Origin of the sequence: Nocardia sp. NPDC056064 (assembly GCF_042266925.1) — a bacterium.
Lineage (GTDB): Bacteria > Actinomycetota > Actinomycetes > Mycobacteriales > Mycobacteriaceae > Nocardia.
Genome location: NZ_JBHJWO010000001.1, coordinates 23,953 through 47,229, shown reverse-complemented (window position 1 = coordinate 47,229; position 23,277 = coordinate 23,953). Strand labels below are relative to the sequence as shown.

Below are 23,277 nucleotides of genomic sequence, written 5' to 3'. Positions count from 1 at the left end.
GCGCGGACGAGGCCGCAGGGCACAGCAGGTCAGCGGGTGCGCGGATCCTTCAGCGACGCCATCGCTTCCATGAGCGAGGAATGAATGGCGCTCAGTTCCGGGGTGGCGAACGACTCCCAGGACTGTTCGCCCGCGCCGTCCTCGGCGGAATCGGCCTGCCCCCAGTCACCTTCGCCGGCGCCGTCCGCCGAGCCACCGTCCCAGGACGCGTTACCCGGATTGTGCTTGTACACCCACCACAGGTGGCCGAACGGGTCGGCGAAGCGCGAGAGTACGTCGCCCCAGAAATCCGTCGGCTCGGTCACGATCCGCGCACCGCGCGCGGCGGCTCGTTTCAGCGTGGCAGCCGGATCGTCGACGTAGACACGGACGAAGGACGGCATATACGGCCAGTCCGGCTTGCGATCGGCGATCGTCAGCGTCGAATCACCGATCCGCAGTTCCGAATGCAGGATCAGGCCGTCGGTGTCGGCGGTCCGCGTCTCGGGGACCTCGATCGCGCCGAACACATCGACGAGGAAGTCGAGCAGACCTGCCGCGTCATCGGTCCAGATGAAGGGGTCGACCGTTGCTGATCCGGCGGGCGCCGCGGGCACGGTGGGGGTGGTGGACATAGTGTCTCCTTCCGGTTGGTGCCCCCACGGTCGCAACCGTCGCGGTCAGAATGTGGCCGCAAAGGCCCCGAACCTCAGTACGTGCCCCCCGGCACCCGCAGTCGACGCGCGCCGAAGCAAGCCATGGTGACCTACCGCACATAATCGGCGACCTGATTCCCCTCGCATCTCCGCGATTCATCTAGCTATAGTGAGCCATAGTCAGATGGATCGGGAAGGTGAACATGACAGTGATCAACGGCGCACGCGCCCTGGTGACCGGCGGGCAGCGGGGCCTGGGCAAAGCCATAGCCGACGAGCTGCTCGACCGTGGCGCGAGCAAGGTCTACGTCACCGCACGCGAGCCGAAGCCGAGTACGGACAGCCGGATCGTCGCACTTCCGTTGGAAGTGACCGACCCGAATTCTGTTGCGGCACTGGCAGAGCGGGCGCGGGATGTGAACATCGTGGTGAACAACGCGGGCATCCTGCGGCCCGCTCCCCTGCTGGACGCCGAGATGGCCGACGTCGTGGAAACATTCGAGGCCAATGTGTTCGGTCCGCTGCGGATCGCGCGGGCCTTCGCGCCGATCCTCACGGCCAACGGCGGCGGGGCACTGGTCGACATCCACTCGGTTCTGTCGTGGAGCGCCGGAGCCGCCGCGTACGGCGCCTCCAAGGCGGCGCTGTGGTCGATCACCAATTCGCTGCGGATCGAGCTGGCGGCGTTCGGTACACACGTCGTCGGGGTCCATCTCGGGTTCGCCGATACCGACATGGTCGCCGCCATCCGGGCCCCGAAACTCGATCCGGCCGTGGTCGCCGCGGCCGTCGCCGACGGGCTCGAGCGCGGCGACACCGAGGTGCTCGTCGACGAGTTCACCCGGAATGTCAAAGCCGCGCTGTCCGGCCCGGTCGAGAACCTCACCCTGTCGTTCACCCGCTGAGAACCGAAGGACCCCCTCATGCCTCTCTGGCACATCTACCACCGCCCTGGCACCTACACTGCCGAGGACAAACGCGACTTCGCGACCGACATCACCGCCTACTACAGCCGATTCGGGCTGCCACCCTTCTACGCGGTGGCCCTGTTCCACGAGATACCGGCCGACTCCTTCTACGTCGGCGGCGAGCCCGTCGCCTCGGTGCGCATCACCATCGACCACCTCGCCCGCCAGCTCGACGACCCCGACCGGCGCACAGCGATGACTCGGCAGCTGCACGACCTGATGGCGCCCTACACCCACGACCGCGGACTGCACCTCGAGTTCAACATCAACGAGGTGCCTCGCGATACCTGGATGATCGCGGGCTCGTTCCCCCCACCCGCGGGCAGCACCGCCGAACGCGACTGGGCCCGGGCCAACCGCCCTCTCCTCTATTGACCGCGAAATTGTCTGCACGGCTGTCGAAGTCGTACATTCGACGGGCCGACGCCGAGAGGACAGCCAGTGGTCGACGAAGACGAGGCATGCCGATTCTGTGGCCGATACGTGCTGGAGGTGGACGGCTGGGCGGAGTCCATCCAGCCCTACCACCAGATGCGTGCCTCGTGGGATGCGAACGCGAGCTACTTCTGGGGCTTGTTCCATCTCGGGTGCATCCGGAACTTCCCGGAACGTGACACATTCCGGCGCGAGGCCGCAGCCTGGGTCTCGACGGTCGAGGATGTGGTGCGGATCCGGGGCGGCGACGGCGAGTGGCGCGAAGTTCCCCGACGCGGACTCGGATACACCGAGATGGTGGCACGCCTTCCGAGCGGTGTGGTCTACGAGAGTCCACGGTTCAACGAATGGGCGTTCGTGGAGGAAGCGGGGCCTGTGCACTTCTTCGACATGGACCGTGCCGCGAAGCTCGGCCGGGGCGAACGTCTGCGCGGGAGCGACGGCGGACAGTCGGCACTGCTGACCGATGACCCACGCGCCGATGTCTCGCGCATGGACCTGGTGGAACTGCTGGACTTCCTCGACGTGCGCGATCTCTACCAGGAGATGCTGGACACCCTCGAGCCGAAGTATCGCTATCTGTCCTCCGGACGCAACCGCTTCGGATTGGTGCTGGACTACTCGCTGTCGTGCATTCAGGCGTACCCACCGGACCTCGCCGCGTTCTTCGGTCAGTACCTTTCCGACTACCGACCCAAGCGCCTCGAGGACGCTTGAGCCGCTATCGGGTGGTGTTCAGCACGACGGAGACCGCGTGGTCCCCGTAGAGGCTGCCGGAGTTCGCGGAGGCCAGATCGGCCAGCAGTAGCGGCGGACCGAAGCGGGCGTCGGGCGCACCGGTGGACATCACTCCGGCGAGTTCGGTGGGCGAACCTGTTCGGTCCAGGCTCGGCCGTCGAACCACCTCGTCGCTCCCTGCGGGTCGAGGTACCAGCCGGGGGGTGCTTGAGTGGAAACGGTGTTGATCACGATCGGAGCCGGGCGTTTGTCGCCGAGCCGGACCAGGGCCCGGATCACCAAGACGATGAGCGCGCCGATTCCGAGAATGATCGCCAGGACGACAACTTCGGCACCGGCGTAGTTGTTCGCCGCCATGTAGGCGACCAGCAGGCCACCCGCGATCACGACGACGATCCATTGCGGGATCAGCTGTGCCGGGCGGTCGGGTGTCGGTTGCTGCGCCGTCGCCGGCGGTCGCATTCCGGGTCGCGGTTGTTGCGGCTGAGTCATGCGGGGCCTCGGGGTCGGCAGCTGTGTGCAGGCAGTTTACGACCGGTCATGGTGGGTTCGTGATGCTTTGGATCGTTCGGCCGAGTTGCCGAGAGCGCGCGGCGCGGAGCGATGCCCAGGATGTGGGCTCGAATAGGCGGCTCGGGATCTAGGTCGACAGGAGGACCCGGATGGGTTCGGTGGCTTCGGGGTGGGTGGATTGGAGTTCTCGGGCGTGGTGGGTGGGGTCGAGGAGGCGTAGTGCTCGGCGGGCGTAGGCGTGGACGCGGCGGGGGAGGTCGGCGCGGATGGTGGCCAGGTCGGTGGGGTGGGCGTGGCGGCCGGGGCGGGTGGGGTCGGTGCGCAGGGTCCAGGGGGTGGTGAGGTCGGTGGGGAGACCGGCGGTGTCGAGGAGGCCGGGGCCGGTGGCCTGGTCGAGCGGGGTGGGCGGGAGGCCGAGTGCGGTGTCGCGGTGGGTGCAGTGTTCCCACCAGGCGCGGGGGGTTGCGGTGAGTTCGAGGCCGAAGGTGAGGACCTGGCGGCCGTCGGTCCAGGTGCGTTGCACGCGGGTGCGGCGGATGGTGGCGACTCCTTCGGGGGCGAGGTGCACCCAGCGGGTGTCGTCGCCGTGGAAACCGTAGGGCTGCAGGAGGTTTCCCGCTTCGCGGGTCAGCCGGCGCACCGCCGCATCGGAATCGACCATTCGAGCAGAGTAGCGGCGGGCGCCGACAGGTTCCCCGCGCGCGATCAGCGTGCCGGGAAACGCAGGACGCGGTCGTCGCCGGTGCGTGGGTCGCCGCGGCCGTCGGTGTTGGAGGTGGTGAGCCAGAGCGCGCCGTCGGGGGCCACGGCTACGGTGCGCAGGCGGCCGTAGGTGTCGTCGAACACCGGTCGCGGGGTGGCGGCGGTCCCGTCGGACAGCGTTGTGGTCCAGAGTCTTTCGCCGCGCAGGGCGGCGAGATAGAGGGTGTCGCCTGCGATGGCGATACCGGAGGGGGACGCCGCCGAGGTCGGCCAGGTGAGCACGGGGTCGGTGAAGCCGCGGTCGCTGCCACCGGGGCCTTCGACGGTGGGCCAGCCGTAGTCGCGGCCGGGTTCGACGAGGTTGAGTTCATCGAGGCGGTTCTGGCCGAATTCGGCGGCGAAGAGGCGGCCGGTGCGGTCCCAGGCCAGGCCCTGGACATTGCGGTGGCCCAGGCTCAGGACCGGGGAGCCCGGGGTCGGATTGCCCGGGGCGGGGGCGCCGTCGGGGGTCAGGCGCAAGATCTTGCCGTTGGGGCTCGCGGGGTCCTGGGACAGGGCGCTGTCGCCCGCGTCGCCGGTGCCGACGTAGAGCATGCCATCGGGGCCGAAGGCGATGCGGCCGCCGTTGTGGTTGCCTGCCTTCGCGATTCCGGTGTAGACGATCTCCTCCGGTTCGCCGGGGCGCACACGCAGGATGCGGTTGTCGTTCTCGGCGGTGAAATAGGCGTAGACCGCACCGGATTCGCCGGGGGCGACGGCCAGGCCGAGCAGCCCGCCTTCGCCGCGGGCGACGACGCCGGGGACCTCGTGGAACAGTTCGGGTGCGCGGCCGGGTGTCACGCGCAGGATTCGCCCGGAGTCGCGTTCGGCGACCAGTGCGGTGCCGTCGGGAAGGAAGGCCAGGCCCCAGGGGACATCGATGCCCTGCGCCACCTCTTCGGGGGCGCCCAGGTCGGGGATGCCGCCGGGACTGCTCGGCGCGACCGAGGAGGCGATCGGGGTCGCGGGTGCGTCCGGCTGCTGGTCCTGAGCGCAGGAGGCCACCGTGAGGGCCAGCAGCGCGGCCGTCAGGGCGCGTCGGACGCCGGTCACGGAAACCTCCCTCCGGGTGGGTTTCCTTCCAGAGTAGAGCGGTTTCCTAGGGCAGATCGGCGGTCACGCCGTCGGCGAAGGCGGGAGTCAGCCAGGGGCGGAAGGTGCGTTCGGCGGCTTCGGCGGACTCGGCGCCGATCACCCGGCCGACGGCGTCCCAGGACGCGCCGGAGGCGCGGACGAAGCGCACGGCCTCGACCAGGCGCTGCTGGGCGGAGGCGGAGTCCTGGAAGGCCAGGTGGACGGGGAGCAGGGCCTGCATCTCCAGGCGGTGGTAGTCCCATTCGGCGACGACCAGGCGGGTGAGCTCGGGGGCCAGGCGGCCACCGGGGCAGTGCAGGACGCGGTCGAGCGGGGAGTGGTCGTCGGCGTGGCCGGCGCGGAGCCAGGTGCGGCCCTGCCAGGCGCCGCAGGTGCACAGCGCGCGCCAGCCGATCACTTCCTTCTCGTCGCGGGGGCGCCGGTCGCGGGGGGAGAGCGGCTTCGCGTCGACCGCCACGGTGGCCCGCGGGTCGGGAGTGTCGCTGTGGCCGCGCAATCCGTCGGCGAAGATATCGGCGACCCATCCACGATGATTGTCGAGCAAGCTGTTCATTCTGACTCCGATGTCGAATCCACACGGCTCGTTCCGATGCATGGGACTACAAATCCCACGTATCCACCATCGGTGTTCCGGACGCCCCGGGCAACCATTCTCCGCGATATTGTCGCCAGTCACATAACGACCGGTCCGGTCTTTGGAGAAACAGCGACGAACCGGCCGCTACCGGCATCGACGGAGGTCCGGCGGGGTTCGTCCCAATCGCGAAGGGCTGCCGCTGGGCCGTGCAACAGCGGCGTTTCCGCGCACCACCAAACCCTCGTGATCCGCGTGTGAATTGTCCAGGAACAGCGAATGGCCGACGAATTCCCGGCCCCGACAGCGGATTCTGTGGCGACATCACCGGAATATTCGGGAGTCTCCATGTTCGCCCCATTTGTCCACTTTCGCTCGTTCGCCCGGCGCCTGCCCTGTGCCGTCGCCGGGGCGGTGATCGCCACCTCGGCGGTGTTCGGCACGCCACTCGCGCTGATCGGCCCCGGGCCGGCCGCCGCCGTCGCACCACTGGGGGTGCGCGGTCCCGAGACGGCGATCGTCATCCTCGGCTACGGGCTGCTGCCCGACGGCAGCATGCGTCCGGAACTGGTCGACCGGCTCACCGCCGGCTATGTCCAGGCGGTGCTCGCCCCGCTGTCGCCGATCGTGGTGACCGGCGGCAATCCGCACAACGGCATCACCGAGGCCGACGCGATGACGGCCTGGCTGGTCGAGCGCGGGATCGCCGCCGAGCGGATCCATCGCGAACCGCAGGCCGACTCGACGATCCAGAACGCGCAGTTCTCCGCGATGATCCTGCGCGAGATCGGCGCCAAGGACGCGGTCATCGTGACCTCGGCCGACCACATCGACCGCGCCGTGGCGAACTTCCTCGGCGCGGGCGTGCTGGTCGTCTCGGCGGTGACACCCGAGCAGGTGCCACCGTTCGTGCCGACCCCGATGCACTGGTAGCCCTAGGACCGGGCAGACACCGTGACCTCGCGCAGCGCGGTGAGCAGGAAGTCGTCCACCGCGTCGGTCCGCTCGAGCTGGACCAGGTGCCCGGCGCCCGGAACCCGCACCACCGCACGCAGATCGGTGACCGACGCGCGCAGGGCGGCCAGGGGGTCGCGGCCGCTGAAGCCCTCCATGTCGGGATCGTTCTCGCCGTAGAGGAAATAGGTGGGAACCTGCACGGTGGCACCGGCGAAGGGCTCGGTGAGTTCCCAGTTCCGGTCCAGATTGCGATACCAGTTCAGGCCGCCGGTGAAACCGGTGCGCTCGAATTCGGTGGCCAGGGTGTCGAATTCGGCGTCGCTGAGCCACGGCCACGGCAGCGCGGGAGCCTGGGGCAGCACGTCGAGGTAGCCGAGGCCGGGCGGGTTCTTCCAGGAGTCGAGGTAGTGGTAGTCGCCGGAGAGCGAGAAGTAGACGCGGGCGAGGAATTCCCGTGTCCGCGCGGCCAATTCGGCATCGGCGACGCCCGGCTCCTGGAAATAGGCCAGATGCAGGAAGTGCCGCTGCGCGGCCTTGGTCCAGTATTCGGACGGCACGCGGGGCGGGCGGGGCGAGAACGGATTGTTGAGCACGATCGCGGCGGCGACGCGTTCGGGGGCGCGCAGGGCGAGCTCCCACACCAGCTGGGCGCCGAAATCCAGGCCGACGAACACGGCCCGCTCCGCGCCGATGTCGTCGAGCAGGGCCAGCAGGTCGCCGATCACCGCCGCGTTGGTGTAGGCGGTGACGTCGCCGGGGGCCTCGGTGCGGCCGTAGCCACGCAGGTCGGGGGCGATGGCGTGGAATCCGGCCGCGGACACGGCGCTCACCTGGCGATGCCAGATGAAGCCGGTGTGCGGGAAGCCGTGACAGAACACCACGGGGAAGCCGCTGCCCTGCTCGGTGAGGTGCATCCGGGCGCCGTCGGTGTCGAGGAATCGATGGGTCTGCTCCACTACCATCTCCAATTTCTAGAACGTGTTCTTATTTCACGGTAGTGTCCGGAGGTCATGAGCGGAACACCCCAGATTCTGGCCGGGCGCGTCGCGGTGGTGACCGGAGCCAGCCGCGGCATCGGCAAGGGCATCGCCCTGGAACTCGGCGCGGCCGGGGCGACGGTCTACGTCACCGGGCGCACGACCGCGCCGGGCAGGCTGCCCGGCAGCGTGCACGACACCGCCGCCGAGATCACCGAACTCGGCGGGCGCGGCGTGGCGGTGGTCTGCGATCATCGCGACGACGCGGCGGTCGAGCAGCTGTTCGCGCAGGTCGGCGCCGAGCAGGGCAGGCTCGATGTGCTGGTCAACAATGTCTACAACTCCCCCGCCGCGGCCCGCTGGCTCGGGCGCAAGTTCTGGGACGTGCCGCCGAAGGCGTGGGACGAGACCTTCGACGTGGGCGTGCGATCACACTATGTGGCCAGTGTTTTCGCGGCGCCCGCGCTGATCGGGTCGGCGGGGTTGATCGTCAATGTGTCCTCCCCGGGCGCGCAGCGCTATATGCACAACGCGGTCTACGGCGTCGGCAAGACCGCCCTGGACCGGCTCACCGCCGATCTGGCCCACGACCTCGACGGCACCGGCGCGACGGCGGTCTCGATCTGGCCGGGCATCGTCGACACCGAGCTGCTCCAGCTGGTGCCCGCCGACGATCAGGGACGGCGCCTGGTCACCCTGCCCGGTGAGGGCACCTTCGATCTCGGCGCCGCCGAAACCCCCCGTTTCCCCGGCCGGGCCGTGGTGGCCCTGGCCGCGGACCCGGATCGCGCGAGCCGGGCGGGCAAGGCGTGGAAGGTGGCCGACCTCGCGGTCGAGTACGGCTTCACCGATGTCGACGGACGAATCCCCCGGGCCGACTGACGACCCCTGGAAATAGGTGCGACAGTGCGTTACAGTTACATGGGGAATGTGCCGGTACCTCGGCCATCCCGGTGACATTGGAGAGAAACAATGACGTTCTCGAAGACCACGACACAGGCATCGGAGTACGCGGACACCCTGCTCACCCTGTCGGAGGGGTCGGTCCACCGGCGGTTCGATCCGTATCTCGATATCGACTGGGACGCACCGGAACTGGCGATCGACCGGGACGACCCGCGCTGGGTCCTCTCACCCGAACTCGACCCGCTCGGCGCGACGAGCTGGTATCAGAACCTGCCGCTCGAGCAGCGCGTCGAGATCGGGCGCTGGCGCCAGGCCAATGCCGCCAAGGTCGGTCTCGCGTTCGAGTCCATCCTGATCCGCGGGATGATGCAGTACGCCATGGCGCTGCCCAACGGCTCCCCCGAATTCCGGTACTGCCTCCACGAGATGACCGAGGAGTGCAACCACATCCAGATGTTCCAGGAGCTGGTGAACCGCATCGGTGACGATGTGCCCGGCATGCGGCCGCTGTTCCGGCTGGCCTCGCCGTTCATCGGGGTGGCGGGCGGCTACTTCTGGGTCATCCTGTTCATCGGCATCCTCGGCGGCGAGGAGCCGATCGACCACTACCAGAAGGCATTGCTGCGTTCGGGCAGCGCGACCCAGCCGACGCTGCGGCGGATCATGGAGATCCATATCGCCGAGGAGGCGCGCCACATCTCCTTCGCCAACGAGTTCCTGCGCGCGCACGTGGCGCGGATGAACCCGGTGAGCACGGCGGCCTGCGCGGTGGCGTTCCCGATCGCGATGCGCTGGCTGGCCGACGAACTGGTGAAACCGTCGAAGTCCTTCGCCCGCAAGTTCGACATCCCCGACGCGGTGTTCAAGGACGCGTTCTGGCGCAGCCCGGCCTCCCGGCAGATCCTCAGCGGGTTCTTCGGTGACATGCGCACGCTCGCCGACGAACTCGGGTTCCTGAACCCGGTGACCAGGCCGCTGTGGAAGCTGCTGAAGATCGACGGCGGCTACACCCGCTACCGCGGCGAGCCGCAGCGCCGCGCGAGCTGAGCCGCACCGGGGCCGCGTCAGGCGTGATAGGCGTCGGCCCCGGCGCGTGAGAGCACGATCTCCGGGACGACCGCGCGCGAGGACAGGCGCAGCAGCGCGTCGGCCAGTTCGACGATGTCGTCGACGGCGAGCATGCGTTCCGGCGGGATGCGGTCGTGGATCCAGGCGCTCATCTCGGTGTCGACATAGCCGGGTGCCAGCGCGGTGGCGGTGATGCCGTTGCCGGATTCCTCGGCGTTGAAGGTGGCCAGCAGGGAGATGAGGGCCGCCTTGGCCGCGCCGTAGACGGCCAGCCCGGCTTCGGCGTAGACACCGGTGATCGAGGACAGCGCGATGACCTTGGCCCCGCGTGCCGGTTCGGCCGCGGCGGCGGCGCGCAGCAGTGGCAGCGCGGTCTGGATCAGCTGGAGCGGGGCGCGCACATTGACGGCGATCGTCTTGTCGAAGCGGCGCAGGGAGGCGTCGGCCAGCGGGCCCGCGGTGCCGACACCGGCGTTGAGGATCAGCGCCGACAGGGTGTCGTGGTGGTCGCCGTGGATGGCCACGACCCGGTCGATGGCGTCCTCGTCGGCCATGTCGGCGGCGACCGGCACCACTTCGGGGGCGCCCGCCGCGCGGAGCTCGGCGGCGACGGCGTCGAGGCGGGCCGCGTCGCGGGCGGTGATGGTGAGGGCGTAGCCCTGCTGGGCGAGGCGGTGGGCGATGCCGAGGCCGATGCCGCGGGAGGCGCCGCTGATCAGGGCGGAACGGGTGGTGGTCATCGTTGTCCTCGCAGTGCGCGCAGGCCGGCGGCCATGAATTCGGGGGTGGCCTCGGCGGCGCGGTCGGCGGCCGCACCGGCGTCGGAGCCCTGGCGGGCCCGGTGGGTGATGCCCTCGCCGATGATGCCGAGTTTGAAGTTGGCCAGGGCCAGGTAGAAGCCCCAGTCGTCGAGATCGCGGCCCGCGGCGGTGGCGTAGGTCTGGGCCAGGGTGTCGGGGGTGGGTAGGCGGTCGCTGGTCCAGGCGGCGCGCGAACCGAGGACCAGATCGAAGATCGGGGATCGGTAGACGCACATCAGGGCGACATCGGTGAGCGGGTCACCGAGGGTGGACAGTTCCCAATCCACCACGGCGCGAACACGTCCCGGGTCGGCGGTGTCGAGAATCGTGTTGTCGATCCGGAAGTCGCCGTGCACGATCGAGGTGCTCGACCGGCCGGGGACGGCGTCGACCAGCGCCGAGTGCAGGGTGGCGACATCGGGCAGGTCCCTGGTCTTGACCCGGTCCCACTGCGACGCCCACAACCTCACCTGACGTTCGACGAAACCCGTCGGACGCCCGAACTCCGCCAAGCCGACGGCGGCGGGGTCGACCGCGTGCAGGTCGGCCAGGACCCGGACCAGCGCGGTGGTGGCCGTGGTGACCTGGTCGTCGGTGAAGGTGGCGAGGTCGTCCTGATCACGCACGACGGTGCCGTCGACGAATTCGACCACCGTCATCGGGGCGCCCAGGGCGCTCCCGTCGGCGTCGAAGGCGACGGTGCGCGCCACCGGCACGGCCGAATCACGCAGGGCGCTGGTGACGGTGTACTCGCGGGCCATGTCGTGCGCGGACGGGGTGAGACCCGCGACCGGGGGCCGCCGGACCACCCAGCGCGACACGTCGTCGGCGGCGGCGAAGGTGAGGTTCGAGCGGCCGCCGCTGATCAGCTCCACCCGCAGCGCACCGCGCACCGGCACACCCTGGTCGCGCAGGAACCGCTCGAGGGCGGCGATCTCCATGCCGGGCAGGCTCATTCGCTGTCCCGCTGCGCTCGCTTGGCCGCGCCGACCACGCGCTTGGCGATGGCCCAGCGGTGCACCTCGGAGGGCCCGTCGTAGATCCGGAAGGGGCGCACCTCGCGGGAGAGCCGGGCCAGCGGCAGATCGGCGGCGACACCGAGACCGCCGCACATCTGCATGCTGCGGTCGATGATCCGGAAGATCGCCTCGGCGGCAAAGGTTTTCGCGATGGAGGTCGAGTTGGCGGCGGTCTCGCCGTTGTCGAGTTCCCAGCAGGCGCGGGTGAGCAGGGCGCGGGTGGCGGCGATCTCGATCTCGTTGTCGGCGATCATCTGCTGGATCATCCCGAGATCGCCCAGCCGCGAACCGAACCCCTCGCGCTCGGCCACCCGGGCCACCGCGACATCGTGACCGCGGCGAGCGGCGCCGAGCCAGCGCATCACGTGGGTCATCCGGGCGGGGCCGAGGCGGACTTGGGCGTAGTCGAAACCGCGGTCGACCTCGCCCAGCACCGCCGAATCGGGGACGAACAGGTCCTCGAAGAACACCTCGCAGTGGCCGCCGAGCATGGAGCGGTCCAGGGTGTCGATGTGCCTGCCGACGCGCAGGCCGGGGGCGGCGGCGGGGGTGAGGAACATGGTCGCGCCGCCGCGCTGCCCGGGTTCGCCGGAGGTGCGGGCCATGATGATGAAGAAGCCGGCACCGTCGGCACCGGTGATGAACATCTTGTGGCCGGTGATCCGCCAGCCGCCGTCGGCGCGGACCGCGCGGGTGCGCAGGGCGGACGGGTCGGACCCGGCGCCGGGGGCGGGCTCGGTCATGGCGAAGGCCGAGCGCACCTCGCCGCGGGCCAGCGGCGCGAGGTACTGCTGCTTCTGCTCCGGGTCGGCGATGTGGGCGAGCATGTGGACATTGCCCTCGTCGGGGGCGGCGATATTCAGTGCCGTCGGGCCGAACAGCGAGTAGCCCGCCTCCTCGAAGATCGGTGCGCGATCGGACATACCGAGCCCGTGACCGCCGAATTCCACGGGCGCGTGCGGGGCGAAGACACCGGCGTCGCGGGCGGCCTGCTGCAGTTCGATCCGGAGCTTCTCGCCACCGGCGGCGGTGATGTCACCGTCGTGCGCGTCGTCGAGCGGGAGCACCTGCTCGCGGACGAAGGCACGGGTGGCCTCGGCCAGGCGCCGCACCTCGGCGGGATGGGACAGATCGATCGCCACGGACCAACTCCTCGACCTCGGGTGCCGAACGAACGCTCGGCAACTAATGCTATCGACCCTGACATGTGGTCACTATCGGTGTCAATGCCGGTTTCTATCGGCGAACACTTGTTCAGCTATCCTGAACAGGTGAAGACTTCCGAACAGCAGGCGCTGGGCGCGCGGGTCCGCCGGGCCCGCACCGCCGCCGGTCTGTCGCTGCGCGAGGCCGCCCAGCGCGTCGGCGTGAGCCCGGCGACGCTGAGTGCCGTGGAGAACGGCAAGACCGGCGTCTCGGCCGCCCGCCTGCTCGTGCTGGCCGAGACGCTCGGCGTCGCGGCCTCCACCCTGCTCGGCGAACTCCCGGAACAGGCGCCGCCGCGCGTGGCCGTCGTCGAGCACCCGCCGCATTCGTGGCGGGCGTTCCCGCCGCTGGACATCGATCCGGTGCTGGCCGCCGCCATCGCCGCCTTCGTCGAGACCGGCTACCACGGCGCCACCATGCGCACGATCGCGCGGCGCGCGGGCATGAGCGTGCCCGGCGTGTATCACCACTACCGCGACAAACAGGATCTGCTGGTGCGCGCGCTCGATCTGACCATGGACGAGTTGCACCGCCGGGTGGACGCGGCCCGCCGGGAGGCCGGGACCGGGCGCGACCGGGTGGCGCGCGTGGTGGAGGCGCTCGCGCTGTTCCACACCCATCGCCGCGAGCTGGCCTTCATCGGCGCCAGCGAGATGCGCAGCCTGACCCCGGACAACCGGCGCCGGATCACCGCCTCGCGCAACGCCATCCAGCACCGGCTCGACGCCGACATCGACGCGGCCCTCACCGAGGCGGGCCTGGACACCGCGCGGGCGCGCACGGCCGGCCGGGCGATCGCCACCATGTGCACCGCACTGCCGCAATGGTTTCGGCTCGGCGGGGCGGCCACCCCGGAACAGATCGCGACCGACTACGCGGACCTGGCTCTCCGGATGCTCGGAATCGGCGGGCCCCCGGCGACCTCGCCGTGACCGGCGGCCCCGGCGATGCCGCGCACGAATTCCGTTGCGCGGCATCCGGAACCGGAAACCGATCGCGCACCGTCGCGTGACGTCCACTGCTGCCGGTGTGTGCGACCCGCCCCAACTGTCGGGGCGGGTCCTTCCCCACGCACCATGCGGCGCCGCCACGTCGCACGGCTCCCCCATCGTAGGCGCTGATCGTCGCGCACCGAGGGAGGCGCACAGGAGTTACCGTGGATGTGTGCCGAAGCCTGGGCTTTTCAGCGGTCGACGTCCGCCGGGGCGAGCGTGCGGAACCACGCGAGATAGGCGGTGGTCGCCGCCCGGAGCCGGTCGGCGGGCCAGCCGGCGGGCAGCAGCTCGGCGGGCAGCACCGGGTCGGTGGTGAGATGGTCGAGCCCCGCGCAGACCGCGGCGAATCTCGCGGTGGGATCGGAGGTTTCGGTGGCGGCCAGGATGTCCGTGGCGCGCTCGGCCCAGGCGCCCAGCGGCCAGAGGCGGTGCGCGAGCTCCACCGGGTCATCGACCGCGTGGGTCCGCAGCCGGAACAGGGCGTCGTCGAAGGCGCCGGGCCAGGGGCGATCGAGATTGGCCGGGCGCATCCAGACGCCCTCACGCAGTTCGGCCAGGCGCGCGGACAGCAGCGCGGCCCGCAGCGCCGCCCGGTCGGCGGCGGGGCGGCCGCTCGCGGTGACCACGACCTGGTCCCACTCCCCCGTCCACGGCCGGGTGCGCGGCGGATCGAGTTCGCTGCGCCGCGCACGCAGCGCGGGCACGAGGGTGTAGGCGCGGCGATCCCGCAGCAGTTCGCCCGAGGCCACCATCCGCGAGACCGCCACGCGAATGGTGGTCTCGGGGTAGCCCAAGGCGGTGGTGACGGCGCAGATCTCCCGGGAGCTCAGCGTCGGGGACTCGGCGGCGATGAGGATGCGGACCAGGGCCGAGCGCGCGGTCACCGGACGGATGGCGACGTCGGAGCCGGTCACAGCGCTTTTCACGCCTCGAGTGTACATATTTCAGTCTTGCCACAGTCGTTTTGCATCTGTAACGTCACCGCGTAGCAGCCGCCTCGCGGCCTCGTCCACGACAAGGAGTCCCCATGACAGCCCCGTTCCCGCTGGCCGGGCGCACGATGATCATGTCCGGTGGCAGCCGCGGTATCGGCCTGGCGATCGCCGTCGCCGCCGCGCGCCAGGGCGCCAATATCGTGCTGCTCGCCAAGACCGATGCCCCCGATCCGCGCCTGCCCGGCACCATCCACACCGCCGCCGCCGAGATCGAGGCGGCCGGTGGCCAGGCGCTGGCGGTGGTGGGCGACGTGCGCGACGAGGACTCGGTGCGCAACGCCGTCGCCAAGGCGGTGGAGCGCTTCGGCGGCATCGACTACTGCGTCAACAACGCCTCGGCGATCGCGCTGGCCCCGACCGAGGAGCTGCCGATCAAACGCTTCGACCTCATGCAGCAGATCCAGCTGCGCGGCACCTACCTGCTCTCCTCGACCTGTCTGCCGCACCTGCGCGAGAGCGACAACGCGCACATCCTGAGCCTGTCCCCGCCGCTGAACCTCAGCCAGAAGTGGCTCGGCCAAGCCCCGGCCTACATGCTCGCCAAGTACGGCATGTCCCTGCTGACGCTGGGCTGGGCGGCCGAGTACGCCGAGCACGGCGTGGCCGCCAACTGCCTGTGGCCCGAGACGCTGATCGCGACCGCGGCGGTGCAGAACCTGCTCGGCGGGGACGACGCCATCGCCAAGGCCCGCACCCCGCAGATCGTCGCCGACGCCGCCGTGGCCATCCTGGGCAAGGACGCGCGGACGACCACCGGCAACACCTACCTCGATGTCGACGTGCTGCGCGCCGAAGGCATCACCGACCTGTCGGGCTACGGCGGCGCGGGCGAACTCGAGTACGACATCTTCGTCGATCCGCCGCAGGACTGAGTTCAGAGGTCGACGACGACCTTGATGTCGGCGTGGTCACCCGGATCGAAGGCCTCGAGCGCGCGCTCGAGCGGCAGTCGCCGGGTGATCAGCCGGGTCAGCCAGGAGGCGTCGGCCTTCGCCAGGGCGTCGGCGGCGAGTTCGTAGTGGTGCCGGTTGGCGTTGACCGAGCCGAAGACCAGTGCGTTGTCCAGCACGATATTGCGGTTCAGACCGCCGACGTCGACCTCGGTGTCGCTGCCCGGCGAGGAGACGCCGGTCAGGCAGACCAGCACACCCGGGTTGTTCACCTCCATGGCCTGCAACGCCACCGCGGGCGCCCCGGTCGCCTCGACGACCACGTCCGGCTGGATCTCGTCGGCCACCGCCGCGGCCGAGCCGGTGTGGAAGGTGGCGCCCAGATCGGCGACCAGGCCGGGCTTGGGGCCCTCGTCGGTGCGGTCGAGCACGTGCACGTCCAGCCCGCGCTGGGCGCCGAGCAGCGCGGCCAGCAGGCCGATCGGCCCGGCACCGGTGACCAGCACCGATTTCGGTTCGAACCAGGCGCGCTGGTTGATCCGCTCGATCTGGTCCCAGGCCTTGGCGACCACCGTGGTCGGTTCCATCAGCACACCGACCTCGGTCAGCGCCGGATCGAGTTTCACCGTGTAGTCGGCCCGGACCACCCACGCGGTCGAGCCGTAACCGTCGATCTCCTTGATCCCGCGCTCGACGTAGCGGCCGTTGCGGCACATGTCGAACTCGCCGCGCGCGCACGCGCCACACGGCACCGGGTCCGGGCGCCGCACGATCCCGACCACGAGATCGCCGGGGGCGAAACCACTTCCGTCCGGCGCGCTGCGCACCCGGCCCAGCGATTCGTGCCCGAGCACCAGCCGCTCCCTGCCCGGTGGGGCCCAGCCGTAGAGGCCGCTCGCGATCTCGCGGTCGGTACCGCAGATCCCCAGTGACACTCCGTCGACGAGCAGTTCGCCCGGCCCGGGTACCGGATCGGGAACCTCCTGCACTCGCAGCGATCCGGCCTGGTTCGGCACCACAGTCAACGCCCGCATGTCGTCTCCTTTTCCGCCCGGCTCTTCGCCGGCGTGGTCAGCTTTCCGCCGCAGCACATTCCTGGCATCGTCTTCCCGGCAAACGGAGCGCGCCCGCCGTCGAACTGTGACCAGCGTCCGTCCATTTTGTCCGGTTACAGTGGACGGTGTGCAGATCGACGTGACGCCACTGCCCGGCGTGGGGGTACGCAAGGATTTCACGGCGCGCAAGGGCGGGCGCCGGATCGGCGTGGTCGAGCGGCGCGACGGCACCGTCGAGCTGCTCGTCGGCAGGCCGGGCAATCCGGAGGTGACCGATCAGGTAGCGCTCACCGCCGACGAGGCGTCGGCCCTGGCGAGCCTGCTGGGCGCCCCACAGGTGGTGGCCCGGCTCGAGGCCGAGCATCGCGAGTTCGACGGCGTGCACACCCGGCAGTTCCCGGTGGGCGCCGGGTCGCCCTACGACGGGCGCACGCTCGGCGAGACCCGGCTGCGCACCCGCACCAAAGCCTCGATCGTCGCCGCGATGCGCACCGGCGCGGTACTGGCGTCACCGGGGCCGGAATTCCTGATCACCGCCGGCGATGTGCTGATCGTGGTGGGCTCGGCCGACGGGCTCGCGGCCGCCGCGCGCATCCTGCACGACGGCTGAGGCAGCCGGGCCTCACCGGTGGCGCAGCGCCCAGACCGTGAACGCACTCCACTGCACCAGGCGCGCGGCGGCGGCCATATAGAAGACATAGGCCAGCACGACCAGCGGCACGCCGTAGTCGCCCGTCCAGTCGCCCAGGCGCACCGCGGCGATGATGCCGAGGCCGAGCAGGGTCATGCCGAGGATCAATCCCGGCATAGCGAGCGGGGCGAGGGGCGAGTCGGCGGCGGTGACGCGACGATCACGGCCGGTAACCGGCAGGTTGCTGTCGGACTCGAAGTACATGCTGCTCATAACCATGTGGCCCCTTCCGGAAGGCCGTTTCGACACGGCCGGCGGGTGATCACTGCCCGATCCCCTGGTGGTGCGTTCGTGACGCAAGGTCCACACCGACCCTGGCGATGATCACAAACGGTTAACGTTCAGCAATTACGAGCGTGCCACCCGAACCGGACGAATGACACCCCAGTGTGATCTGCGTCACATGGAACTGATGTGCGACACGAACGGGTAACGAACCCGGCGTCGCCGGTGAACCGGTCACGGAACTGGCGAAACAGCAGAACAACTGGACGTTTGCTCAAAATACTGTCAGCCGTGTGATTTATCGAACCGTTACGGCTTCGACGTGCGCGAACACCACCGGTCACGAGGTTGCCACCGCCGTGACCCACACCATCGGACCGACCGGAACAGCGGCCGTCCCCACCACCCGACCGCACCGGAACCGATACGCCCCGAACCGATTTCGCCTCCGGCCGCGCACCGAAACCCTGCCGACACGCCGAAGTTCTCCTACGATGGGCGACATCATGTACCAGCACAACGGGAGAGGTCCTCGACGATGAGCGACAGCGCGAATGTGATCGACCAGTCGACGCCGAGCATCGCCCGGGTCTACGACTATCTCCTCGGCGGCAAGGACAACTACGAGGTCGACCGCGCGGTCGGCGATCACTTCAAGCTGAACCTGCCCGGTTCGGTCGCGATCGCCTTCACCAACCGCCAGGCGCTGACCCGCGCGGTGCGCGAGATGGCAGGCGCCGGGCTCACCCAGTTCCTCGACTTCGGCTCCGGCCTGCCCACCGCCGACAATGTGCACCAGGTCGCGCAGCGGGTGAACCCGGACGCGAAGGTGGTCTACATCGACAACGACCCGATCGTGCTCGCGCACGGCCGCGCGCTGCTGGCCACCGACGCCAACACCACCGTCATCCACGCCGACGTCCGCGATTCCACCGAGATCCGCGAGCACCCCGAGGTCGCGCGGCTGATCGACTTCGGCAAGCCGATCGGCGTGATCTTCAGCGCGATCCTGCACCACCTCAACGACGACGAGGACCCGCAGGCCGTCGTGCGCTACTGGGCCGAGCAGATCCCGGCGGGCAGCAGTGTGTTCATCTCGCACTTCCGCTCCGGTGACAACGCCGAGACCATCGAGGCCGAGAGCAAACTGCAGTCGACCTTCGGGCGCGGCCGCTGGCGCACCGACGCCGAGATCGAGGCCCTGTTCGGCGAGCTCGTCCTGCAGGAGCCCGGCGTGGTGGCCGCGGCGCGCTGGCGGCAGAGCGGCCCGGCCGACGGCGCGGCCCCGCAGATCGGCTCGGCCGACCGGGACCTGTCGGTGTGGGAGGAACTCATCGTCGCGGCGATCGCCGACAAACGGTAGGCGTTTCGTCCGGGTCGGGGAAACCGGGAAATTTTCCGGTCACGACATCTTGTGCGTTCGTGTGGGCGAACGCGGCACGGTGGGCTATCGTCCATCTTGCTTTTTTCGATGCCGCTGGATCGTTCGTGTCGCTTCGCCGCAATCACGTGCCGCGTGAGATCCACGCCTCGTGATTCGGCGACCCTCATCAGACGAAGGACGCCGGACACCATGCCCGCACCCGTTATCCTCGATGGCCGCATCGTACGGCTGGAACCGCTTGCACCCCACCATGTTCCCGGCTTGGTCGCCGCGGCGGCCGCGCTCGACGGACAAGCCGGGTTCACCATCGTCCCGCACGGTGAACAGGAGGCGCGCACCTATGTCTTCCAGGCCGAAGCCGCGCAACTGGCAGGCACCGCGCTGGCTTTCGCGATCCGCACCACCGCCGACGACTGCGTGGTCGGCGCGACCCGCTTCACCCGACTCGACTACTGGCAGGGCCCGCTGACCTGGCCGTTGTCGGCCGAGCCGGTGACCGCGCTGCCCGGCGGCGCGATCCCCGACGCCGTCGAGATCGGCAACACCTGGCTGGTGCCCGCGGTGCGCGGCGGCCAGGTGAATCTCGAATCCAAGCTGCTACTGCTCACCCACGCCTTCGACGGCTGGGGTGTGCGCCGGGTCAGCCTGCGCGCCGACGCCCGCAATCAGCGGTCCCGCGCGGCGATCGAACGTCTCGGTGCCGTGTGTGACGGTGTGCGCCGGGCACATTCGCGCGGGCTCGACGGCGCGGTACGCGATACCGCGTTCTATTCGATCCTGCACGACGAGTGGTGCGGGGTACGCGCGCGCATCGTCGAACGGCTGGCGGCGCGGGCCGCCCCCGGCCCGGCGCCGCTCATCCCGGCCACCGCCGCGGCGTGGCGTCCGCTGGTCCATCCCTGACCGGCACCTCGGCGGTCACCGGCGGGTGGATTCGATCCGTTCGGCGATGATCCCGGCCAGCTCGGCCGGGTGTTCGTCGGGCAGCCAGTGCGAGGCGCCGTCGAGCACCACCAGCCGGTAGTCACCGCGGGCGTAGTCCCCGGCCAGTTCGGCGCCGCGGCGGGTGAGCGCGGTGTCACCGGTGCTCCACACGTGGGTCACCGGCGCCCGCACCCGGCCGGCCCGGCCACCCAAGCCCCCGAACGGCAGCCCGCGATACCAGTTCAGGCCGCCGGTGAGCGCGCCGCCGTCGACGATCTCGGTGCGCACCCGCGCCTTCGCCTCGGGCGGCATCCCGGTCGAGGACAGCACCCGGTCCAGCAGCGTGGGCCGGGTGCGCAGCAGGTACTCGGGCAGCACGGGCAGCTGGAACAGGCCGATGTAGTACGAGCGGAGCAGCTGGTCGCTGCTCACCAGCGACCGCAGGAACGCGCCGGGATGCGGCACCGAGATCGTGACCAGCGAGCTGACCAGCTCGGGCCGGGCCGCCGCCACCGCCCACGCGACCATCGCACCCCAGTCGTGGCCGACCAGGTGCACCGGGCCGCGATCGAGCGTCTCGATCAGCGCGGCCACGTCGTCGACCAGTTCGGGCACGCGATAGGCCCGCCGTCCGCGCGGGCGGGCACCGGGTGAGTAGCCGCGCTGGTTCGGCGCGAGGGTGCGGTAGCCGCGCTCGGCGAGCAGGCCGCTCAGCTCCGTGAGGGAGGTGGCGGTCTGCGGAAACCCGTGCAGGGCAACGACGACGGGACCGTCGAGCGGGCCCGAGTCGACCACGTCGAACTCGAGTCCCGCCCGGGTGTACGAGGTCAGCCGAGTACTCACATGTCCTCCGACCGTCGAGGTGGCGCCGACCGATCGATTATGCCCGGTTCAGCGTCCGGTGCCGCCGTGCACGACCGCCACCTCGGGTCCGCCCAGGTCGAAGGCGCGGTGCAGCACCTGGACCGCGTCGTCGAGATCGGTGTCGCGGACCAGCACCGAGATGCGGATCTGCGAGGTGGCGATGAGATCGAGGTTGATGCCCGCCGCGGCCAGCGCCTCGCAGAAGGTCGCCGTCACGCCGGGATGGTTCTTCATCCCCGCGCCGATCAGCGACACCTTGCCCACCCGGTCGTCGTAGCGCACATCGGCGAAACCGATCTCGGCGCGGCGCGAGCGCAGCAGCGCGACGGCGCGGTCACCGTCGGCGGCGGGCAGGGTGAAGGTGATGTCGGTGCGGCCGGTGCCGGTGTTCTGCACCACCATGTCGATGCCGATCTCGGCGTCGGCGACCGCGCGGAACACCCTGGCCGCGTATCCGGGTTCGTCGGGCAGCCCGACCACGGTGATCTTGGCTTCGGCGCGGTCGTGCGCGATGCCGGTGAGCACCGCCTGCTCGGCCGGGATATCGGCCATCGAGCCGTACACCGTGGTGCCGATGCCGTCGGTGTAGGACGAGCGCACGTGCACCGGAACGTGGTAGCGGCGCGCGTATTCCACGCAGCGCAGCATCAGCACCTTGGACCCGCAGGCCGCCATCTCCAGCATCTCCTCGTAGGAGATCTGGTCGAGTTTCTGGGCGTCGGCGACGATGCGCGGGTCGGCGGTGAACACGCCGTCGACATCGGTGTAGATCTCGCAGACATCGGCGTGCAGCGCCGCGGCCAGGGCGACGGCGGTGGTGTCGGAACCGCCGCGACCCAGCGTCGTCACGTCGCGGCTGTCCTGGCTGACGCCCTGGAACCCGGCCACCAGCACGATCTCGCCGTCGTCGAGAGCACGCCGCACCCGGCCCGGGTCGACCTCGATGATCTTGGCGTTGCCGTGCGCGCCGGTGGTGATGACACCGGCCTGCGAGCCGGTCAACGACCGCGCGTCGGCGCCGAGTGCGTGAATGGCCATGGCCACCAGGGCATTCGAGATGCGCTCGCCGGAGGTGAGCAGCATGTCCATCTCCCGCGGCGGCGGGGCCGGGGCCACCTGCCCCGCCAGATCCAGCAGCTCGTCGGTGGTGTCGCCCATCGCCGAGCACACCACGACCACGTCGTTGCCCTGCTTCTTGGTCTCCACGATCCGCTCGGCGACCCGGCGGATCCGCTCCGCCGTGGCGACCGACGAGCCACCGAATTTCTGTACCACCAAGGCCATTGGCGTCGTCCTTCCCCTGCTCGCCCGCGTGCGATCCGCGGGTGACCCTTCCGAGTATCCAGGCAAACCGGGCACATCGGGGAGATTGGTGGACGAAAACGACTGCCGCCGAATCGATTCGGCCGTGATACTGGCAGCCGGGGGTAGCGCGTGCCGGCGGGCGGTCCCCCGGCTCGGCAACTCTCGGCGGTTAGGCGAAATCCATGGCTACACAACTCGATGTCACTGTCCTCGGCGCGGGCCCACTGGCCGCCGAAGTCCTCCGGATCATCCGCGACACCGGCACCGACCTGCGGGCCCGCGTCGGCGCGCCGCTGGTCCTCGGCGCGGCGGATCCCGATCTGGTGATCGACACGAGCGACTCCGCCGACGCGCTCGCCCCGGTGCTCGACGCACTGCGCGCGGGCCGCACGGTGATCACGGCCAACGCGGCACTGGTCGCCACCCACGGGCACCTGCTGGCGACGGCCGTCGAAACCCACGGCGGTGACCTGCATTTCGAGGCGGCGGTCGCCGGTGGTGTGCCGGTGGTCCGCCCACTGACCCAGTCGCTCTCCGGTGACCGGGTGCGCGAACTGCTCGCGGTGTTCCCCGGACACGACGCCGACCGCACCGTGGCCCAGGCCGCCATCCTGGCCACCTTGGCCTTCCACACCCGGGTGGAGCCCGGTGACGTGCACCGCGAGCCGTTCGGCGCGCCCTCGGCGCACGATCTCGCGGCGGCCGGATCGCTGGGGCTGACCCTGCGCCTGCTCACGGTCTGCGCGCTGGTCAGCGAGGCGCCGGGACCCGAACACGGTGGCAAGGAAAGGATCTCGGTGCGCGTCGGTCCCGCCCTGCTGCCCGCCGAGCATCCGCTCGCCCCGCTGGACCCGGCGGTCAGCGCGGTGTCGGTGACCGCCGAGGGCGCCGGTCCGCTGATGTTCTCCGGCGGTACCGACGTCACAGCGACGGCCTCGGCGCTGCTGGGCGACCTGGTCACCGCCGCGCGCAACCGGGTCGACGGTGCCCGCGCCCCGCGCGCCTCGACCTACGCCGAACTCCCCCTCGCCCCGCTCGGCGACTGCCCCACCCGCTACTACCTGAACCTGCACGTCACCGACCATGCCGGCGCCCTGGCCCAGGTCGCGGCGGTCTTCGCCGCCCACGGCGTCGGCATCGCCCGCCTCCGTCAGGAACTCCACGACACCGACGCCCACCTCATCGTCCTGACCCACCGCGCCCCCGAGTCCGCCCTGTCCGACACCGTCGACGCCCTCACCGACTCCGCGTGCGTGCGCGCGGTGACGACCCGCTGGCGCGTCGAGGGCACCGAGGACTGAACACCGTCACCTCGGC

At 70.3% G+C, this 23,277-nt stretch carries 27 protein-coding genes; 12 read left to right on the top strand and 15 right to left on the bottom strand.

Features of this window, described 5'->3' with window-relative positions; translation table 11 throughout:
* Positions 1-29: 29 nt before the first annotated feature.
* Entirely contained in the window at positions 30-614 is a 585-nt protein-coding gene (locus tag ACFC06_RS00260; protein ID WP_375925847.1) for a VOC family protein, read from the bottom strand.
* A 224-nt stretch (positions 615-838) separates the two neighbouring features.
* On the opposite strand from ACFC06_RS00260, the gene ACFC06_RS00255 reads away from it, so the two are divergent.
* From ACFC06_RS00255 to ACFC06_RS00245, 3 genes are all read left to right on the top strand, one after another.
* Entirely contained in the window at positions 839-1,540 is a 702-nt protein-coding gene (locus tag ACFC06_RS00255) for an SDR family oxidoreductase (RefSeq protein WP_375935099.1), read from the top strand.
* Between the two features lie 18 nt (positions 1,541-1,558).
* The gene (locus ACFC06_RS00250; protein ID WP_375925844.1) at positions 1,559-1,978 is read left to right on the top strand and encodes a tautomerase family protein; all 420 of its coding nucleotides are present in this window, start codon (positions 1,559-1,561) and stop codon (positions 1,976-1,978) included.
* A gap of 66 nt (positions 1,979-2,044) precedes the next feature.
* Entirely contained in the window at positions 2,045-2,755 is a 711-nt protein-coding gene (locus ACFC06_RS00245) for a hypothetical protein (protein ID WP_375925841.1), read from the top strand.
* Between the two features lie 4 nt (positions 2,756-2,759).
* Here the strand turns inward: ACFC06_RS00245 and ACFC06_RS00240 are convergent, their stop codons facing one another.
* The 5 genes from ACFC06_RS00240 to ACFC06_RS00220 form a co-directional block, all read right to left on the bottom strand.
* Positions 2,760-2,885, bottom strand: coding sequence for a hypothetical protein (locus ACFC06_RS00240; protein ID WP_375925838.1), 126 nt, complete (start codon positions 2,883-2,885; stop codon positions 2,760-2,762).
* Entirely contained in the window at positions 2,885-3,238 is a 354-nt protein-coding gene (locus tag ACFC06_RS00235; protein ID WP_375925835.1) for a DUF2510 domain-containing protein, read from the bottom strand. Before ACFC06_RS00235 ends, ACFC06_RS00240 begins: the two co-directional genes overlap by 1 nt.
* Positions 3,239-3,416: 178 nt before the next feature.
* A complete protein-coding gene (locus tag ACFC06_RS00230) occupies positions 3,417-3,950 on the bottom strand; it encodes a hypothetical protein (protein ID WP_375925832.1) in 534 nt (177 codons plus the stop codon).
* 44 nt (positions 3,951-3,994) lie between these two features.
* Positions 3,995-5,083 (bottom strand): PQQ-dependent sugar dehydrogenase, encoded by a 1,089-nt coding sequence (locus ACFC06_RS00225; protein ID WP_375925829.1) that lies wholly within the window; start codon positions 5,081-5,083, stop codon positions 3,995-3,997.
* 46 nt (positions 5,084-5,129) lie between these two features.
* Positions 5,130-5,678: a hypothetical protein gene (locus ACFC06_RS00220; protein WP_375925826.1), complete on the bottom strand. Its 549-nt coding sequence runs from the start codon at positions 5,676-5,678 to the stop codon at positions 5,130-5,132.
* Positions 5,679-6,047: 369 nt separating this feature from the next.
* Here ACFC06_RS00220 and ACFC06_RS00215 point away from each other — a divergent pair, with 369 nt between their 5' ends.
* Positions 6,048-6,632 carry a YdcF family protein gene (locus tag ACFC06_RS00215; RefSeq protein WP_375925823.1) on the top strand — a complete coding sequence of 195 codons (585 nt, stop codon included), beginning with the start codon at positions 6,048-6,050 and terminating at the stop codon, positions 6,630-6,632.
* A gap of 2 nt (positions 6,633-6,634) precedes the next feature.
* On the opposite strand, the gene ACFC06_RS00210 is transcribed toward ACFC06_RS00215, so the two are convergent.
* Positions 6,635-7,618, bottom strand: coding sequence for an alpha/beta fold hydrolase (locus ACFC06_RS00210; protein WP_375925820.1), 984 nt, complete (start codon positions 7,616-7,618; stop codon positions 6,635-6,637).
* Positions 7,619-7,666: 48 nt separating this feature from the next.
* Here ACFC06_RS00210 and ACFC06_RS00205 point away from each other — a divergent pair, with 48 nt between their 5' ends.
* Together ACFC06_RS00205 and ACFC06_RS00200 are read left to right on the top strand one after the other, a co-directional pair.
* Entirely contained in the window at positions 7,667-8,515 is an 849-nt protein-coding gene (locus ACFC06_RS00205; RefSeq protein WP_375925818.1) for an SDR family NAD(P)-dependent oxidoreductase, read from the top strand.
* 90 nt (positions 8,516-8,605) lie between these two features.
* A complete protein-coding gene (locus ACFC06_RS00200) occupies positions 8,606-9,586 on the top strand; it encodes a diiron oxygenase (RefSeq protein WP_375925815.1) in 981 nt (326 codons plus the stop codon).
* A gap of 17 nt (positions 9,587-9,603) precedes the next feature.
* Here the strand turns inward: ACFC06_RS00200 and ACFC06_RS00195 are convergent, their stop codons facing one another.
* The 3 genes from ACFC06_RS00195 to ACFC06_RS00185 are packed head-to-tail and all read right to left on the bottom strand — an operon-like array spanning position 9,604 to position 12,568.
* A complete protein-coding gene (locus ACFC06_RS00195; protein ID WP_375925812.1) occupies positions 9,604-10,347 on the bottom strand; it encodes an SDR family NAD(P)-dependent oxidoreductase in 744 nt (247 codons plus the stop codon).
* Positions 10,344-11,363, bottom strand: coding sequence for a phosphotransferase family protein (locus tag ACFC06_RS00190; RefSeq protein ID WP_375925810.1), 1,020 nt, complete (start codon positions 11,361-11,363; stop codon positions 10,344-10,346). The genes ACFC06_RS00195 and ACFC06_RS00190 overlap by 4 nt, the downstream gene beginning before the upstream one ends.
* A complete protein-coding gene (locus tag ACFC06_RS00185; RefSeq protein ID WP_375925807.1) occupies positions 11,360-12,568 on the bottom strand; it encodes an acyl-CoA dehydrogenase family protein in 1,209 nt (402 codons plus the stop codon). The genes ACFC06_RS00190 and ACFC06_RS00185 overlap by 4 nt, the downstream gene beginning before the upstream one ends.
* A 129-nt stretch (positions 12,569-12,697) precedes the next feature.
* On the opposite strand from ACFC06_RS00185, the gene ACFC06_RS00180 reads away from it, so the two are divergent.
* A complete protein-coding gene (locus ACFC06_RS00180; RefSeq protein ID WP_375925804.1) occupies positions 12,698-13,564 on the top strand; it encodes a TetR family transcriptional regulator in 867 nt (288 codons plus the stop codon).
* Between the two features lie 251 nt (positions 13,565-13,815).
* Here the strand turns inward: ACFC06_RS00180 and ACFC06_RS00175 are convergent, their stop codons facing one another.
* On the bottom strand, positions 13,816-14,553 hold the full coding sequence (locus ACFC06_RS00175; protein ID WP_375925801.1) for a PaaX domain-containing protein, C- domain protein: 738 nt from the start codon (positions 14,551-14,553) through the stop codon (positions 13,816-13,818).
* Positions 14,554-14,654: 101 nt separating this feature from the next.
* On the opposite strand from ACFC06_RS00175, the gene ACFC06_RS00170 reads away from it, so the two are divergent.
* Positions 14,655-15,494, top strand: coding sequence for an SDR family oxidoreductase (locus ACFC06_RS00170; RefSeq protein ID WP_375925798.1), 840 nt, complete (start codon positions 14,655-14,657; stop codon positions 15,492-15,494).
* A gap of 2 nt (positions 15,495-15,496) precedes the next feature.
* Here the strand turns inward: ACFC06_RS00170 and ACFC06_RS00165 are convergent, their stop codons facing one another.
* Positions 15,497-16,546 (bottom strand): glucose 1-dehydrogenase, encoded by a 1,050-nt coding sequence (locus ACFC06_RS00165; RefSeq protein WP_375925796.1) that lies wholly within the window; start codon positions 16,544-16,546, stop codon positions 15,497-15,499.
* A 148-nt stretch (positions 16,547-16,694) separates the two neighbouring features.
* Between ACFC06_RS00165 and ACFC06_RS00160 the strand changes: the two genes are divergently transcribed.
* Positions 16,695-17,177 (top strand): cation:proton antiporter regulatory subunit, encoded by a 483-nt coding sequence (locus ACFC06_RS00160; RefSeq protein WP_375925793.1) that lies wholly within the window; start codon positions 16,695-16,697, stop codon positions 17,175-17,177.
* 12 nt (positions 17,178-17,189) lie between these two features.
* Here the strand turns inward: ACFC06_RS00160 and ACFC06_RS00155 are convergent, their stop codons facing one another.
* Positions 17,190-17,471, bottom strand: coding sequence for a hypothetical protein (locus ACFC06_RS00155; protein WP_375925790.1), 282 nt, complete (start codon positions 17,469-17,471; stop codon positions 17,190-17,192).
* 550 nt (positions 17,472-18,021) lie between these two features.
* Here ACFC06_RS00155 and ACFC06_RS00150 point away from each other — a divergent pair.
* Entirely contained in the window at positions 18,022-18,846 is an 825-nt protein-coding gene (locus ACFC06_RS00150) for an SAM-dependent methyltransferase (RefSeq protein WP_375925787.1), read from the top strand.
* Positions 18,847-19,056: 210 nt separating this feature from the next.
* The gene (locus tag ACFC06_RS00145) at positions 19,057-19,770 is read left to right on the top strand and encodes a GNAT family N-acetyltransferase (protein WP_375925784.1); all 714 of its coding nucleotides are present in this window, start codon (positions 19,057-19,059) and stop codon (positions 19,768-19,770) included.
* Between the two features lie 15 nt (positions 19,771-19,785).
* On the opposite strand, the gene ACFC06_RS00140 is transcribed toward ACFC06_RS00145, so the two are convergent.
* Together ACFC06_RS00140 and ACFC06_RS00135 are read right to left on the bottom strand one after the other, a co-directional pair.
* Positions 19,786-20,634: an alpha/beta fold hydrolase gene (locus ACFC06_RS00140; RefSeq protein WP_375925781.1), complete on the bottom strand. Its 849-nt coding sequence runs from the start codon at positions 20,632-20,634 to the stop codon at positions 19,786-19,788.
* Positions 20,635-20,682: 48 nt separating this feature from the next.
* Positions 20,683-21,939, bottom strand: a complete 1,257-nt coding sequence (locus ACFC06_RS00135; RefSeq protein ID WP_375925778.1) for an aspartate kinase — start codon at positions 21,937-21,939, stop codon at positions 20,683-20,685.
* 203 nt (positions 21,940-22,142) lie between these two features.
* Between ACFC06_RS00135 and ACFC06_RS00130 the strand changes: the two genes are divergently transcribed.
* Positions 22,143-23,261 carry a homoserine dehydrogenase gene (locus tag ACFC06_RS00130; protein WP_375925776.1) on the top strand — a complete coding sequence of 373 codons (1,119 nt, stop codon included), beginning with the start codon at positions 22,143-22,145 and terminating at the stop codon, positions 23,259-23,261.
* The last annotated feature ends 16 nt before the right edge of the window (positions 23,262-23,277 follow it).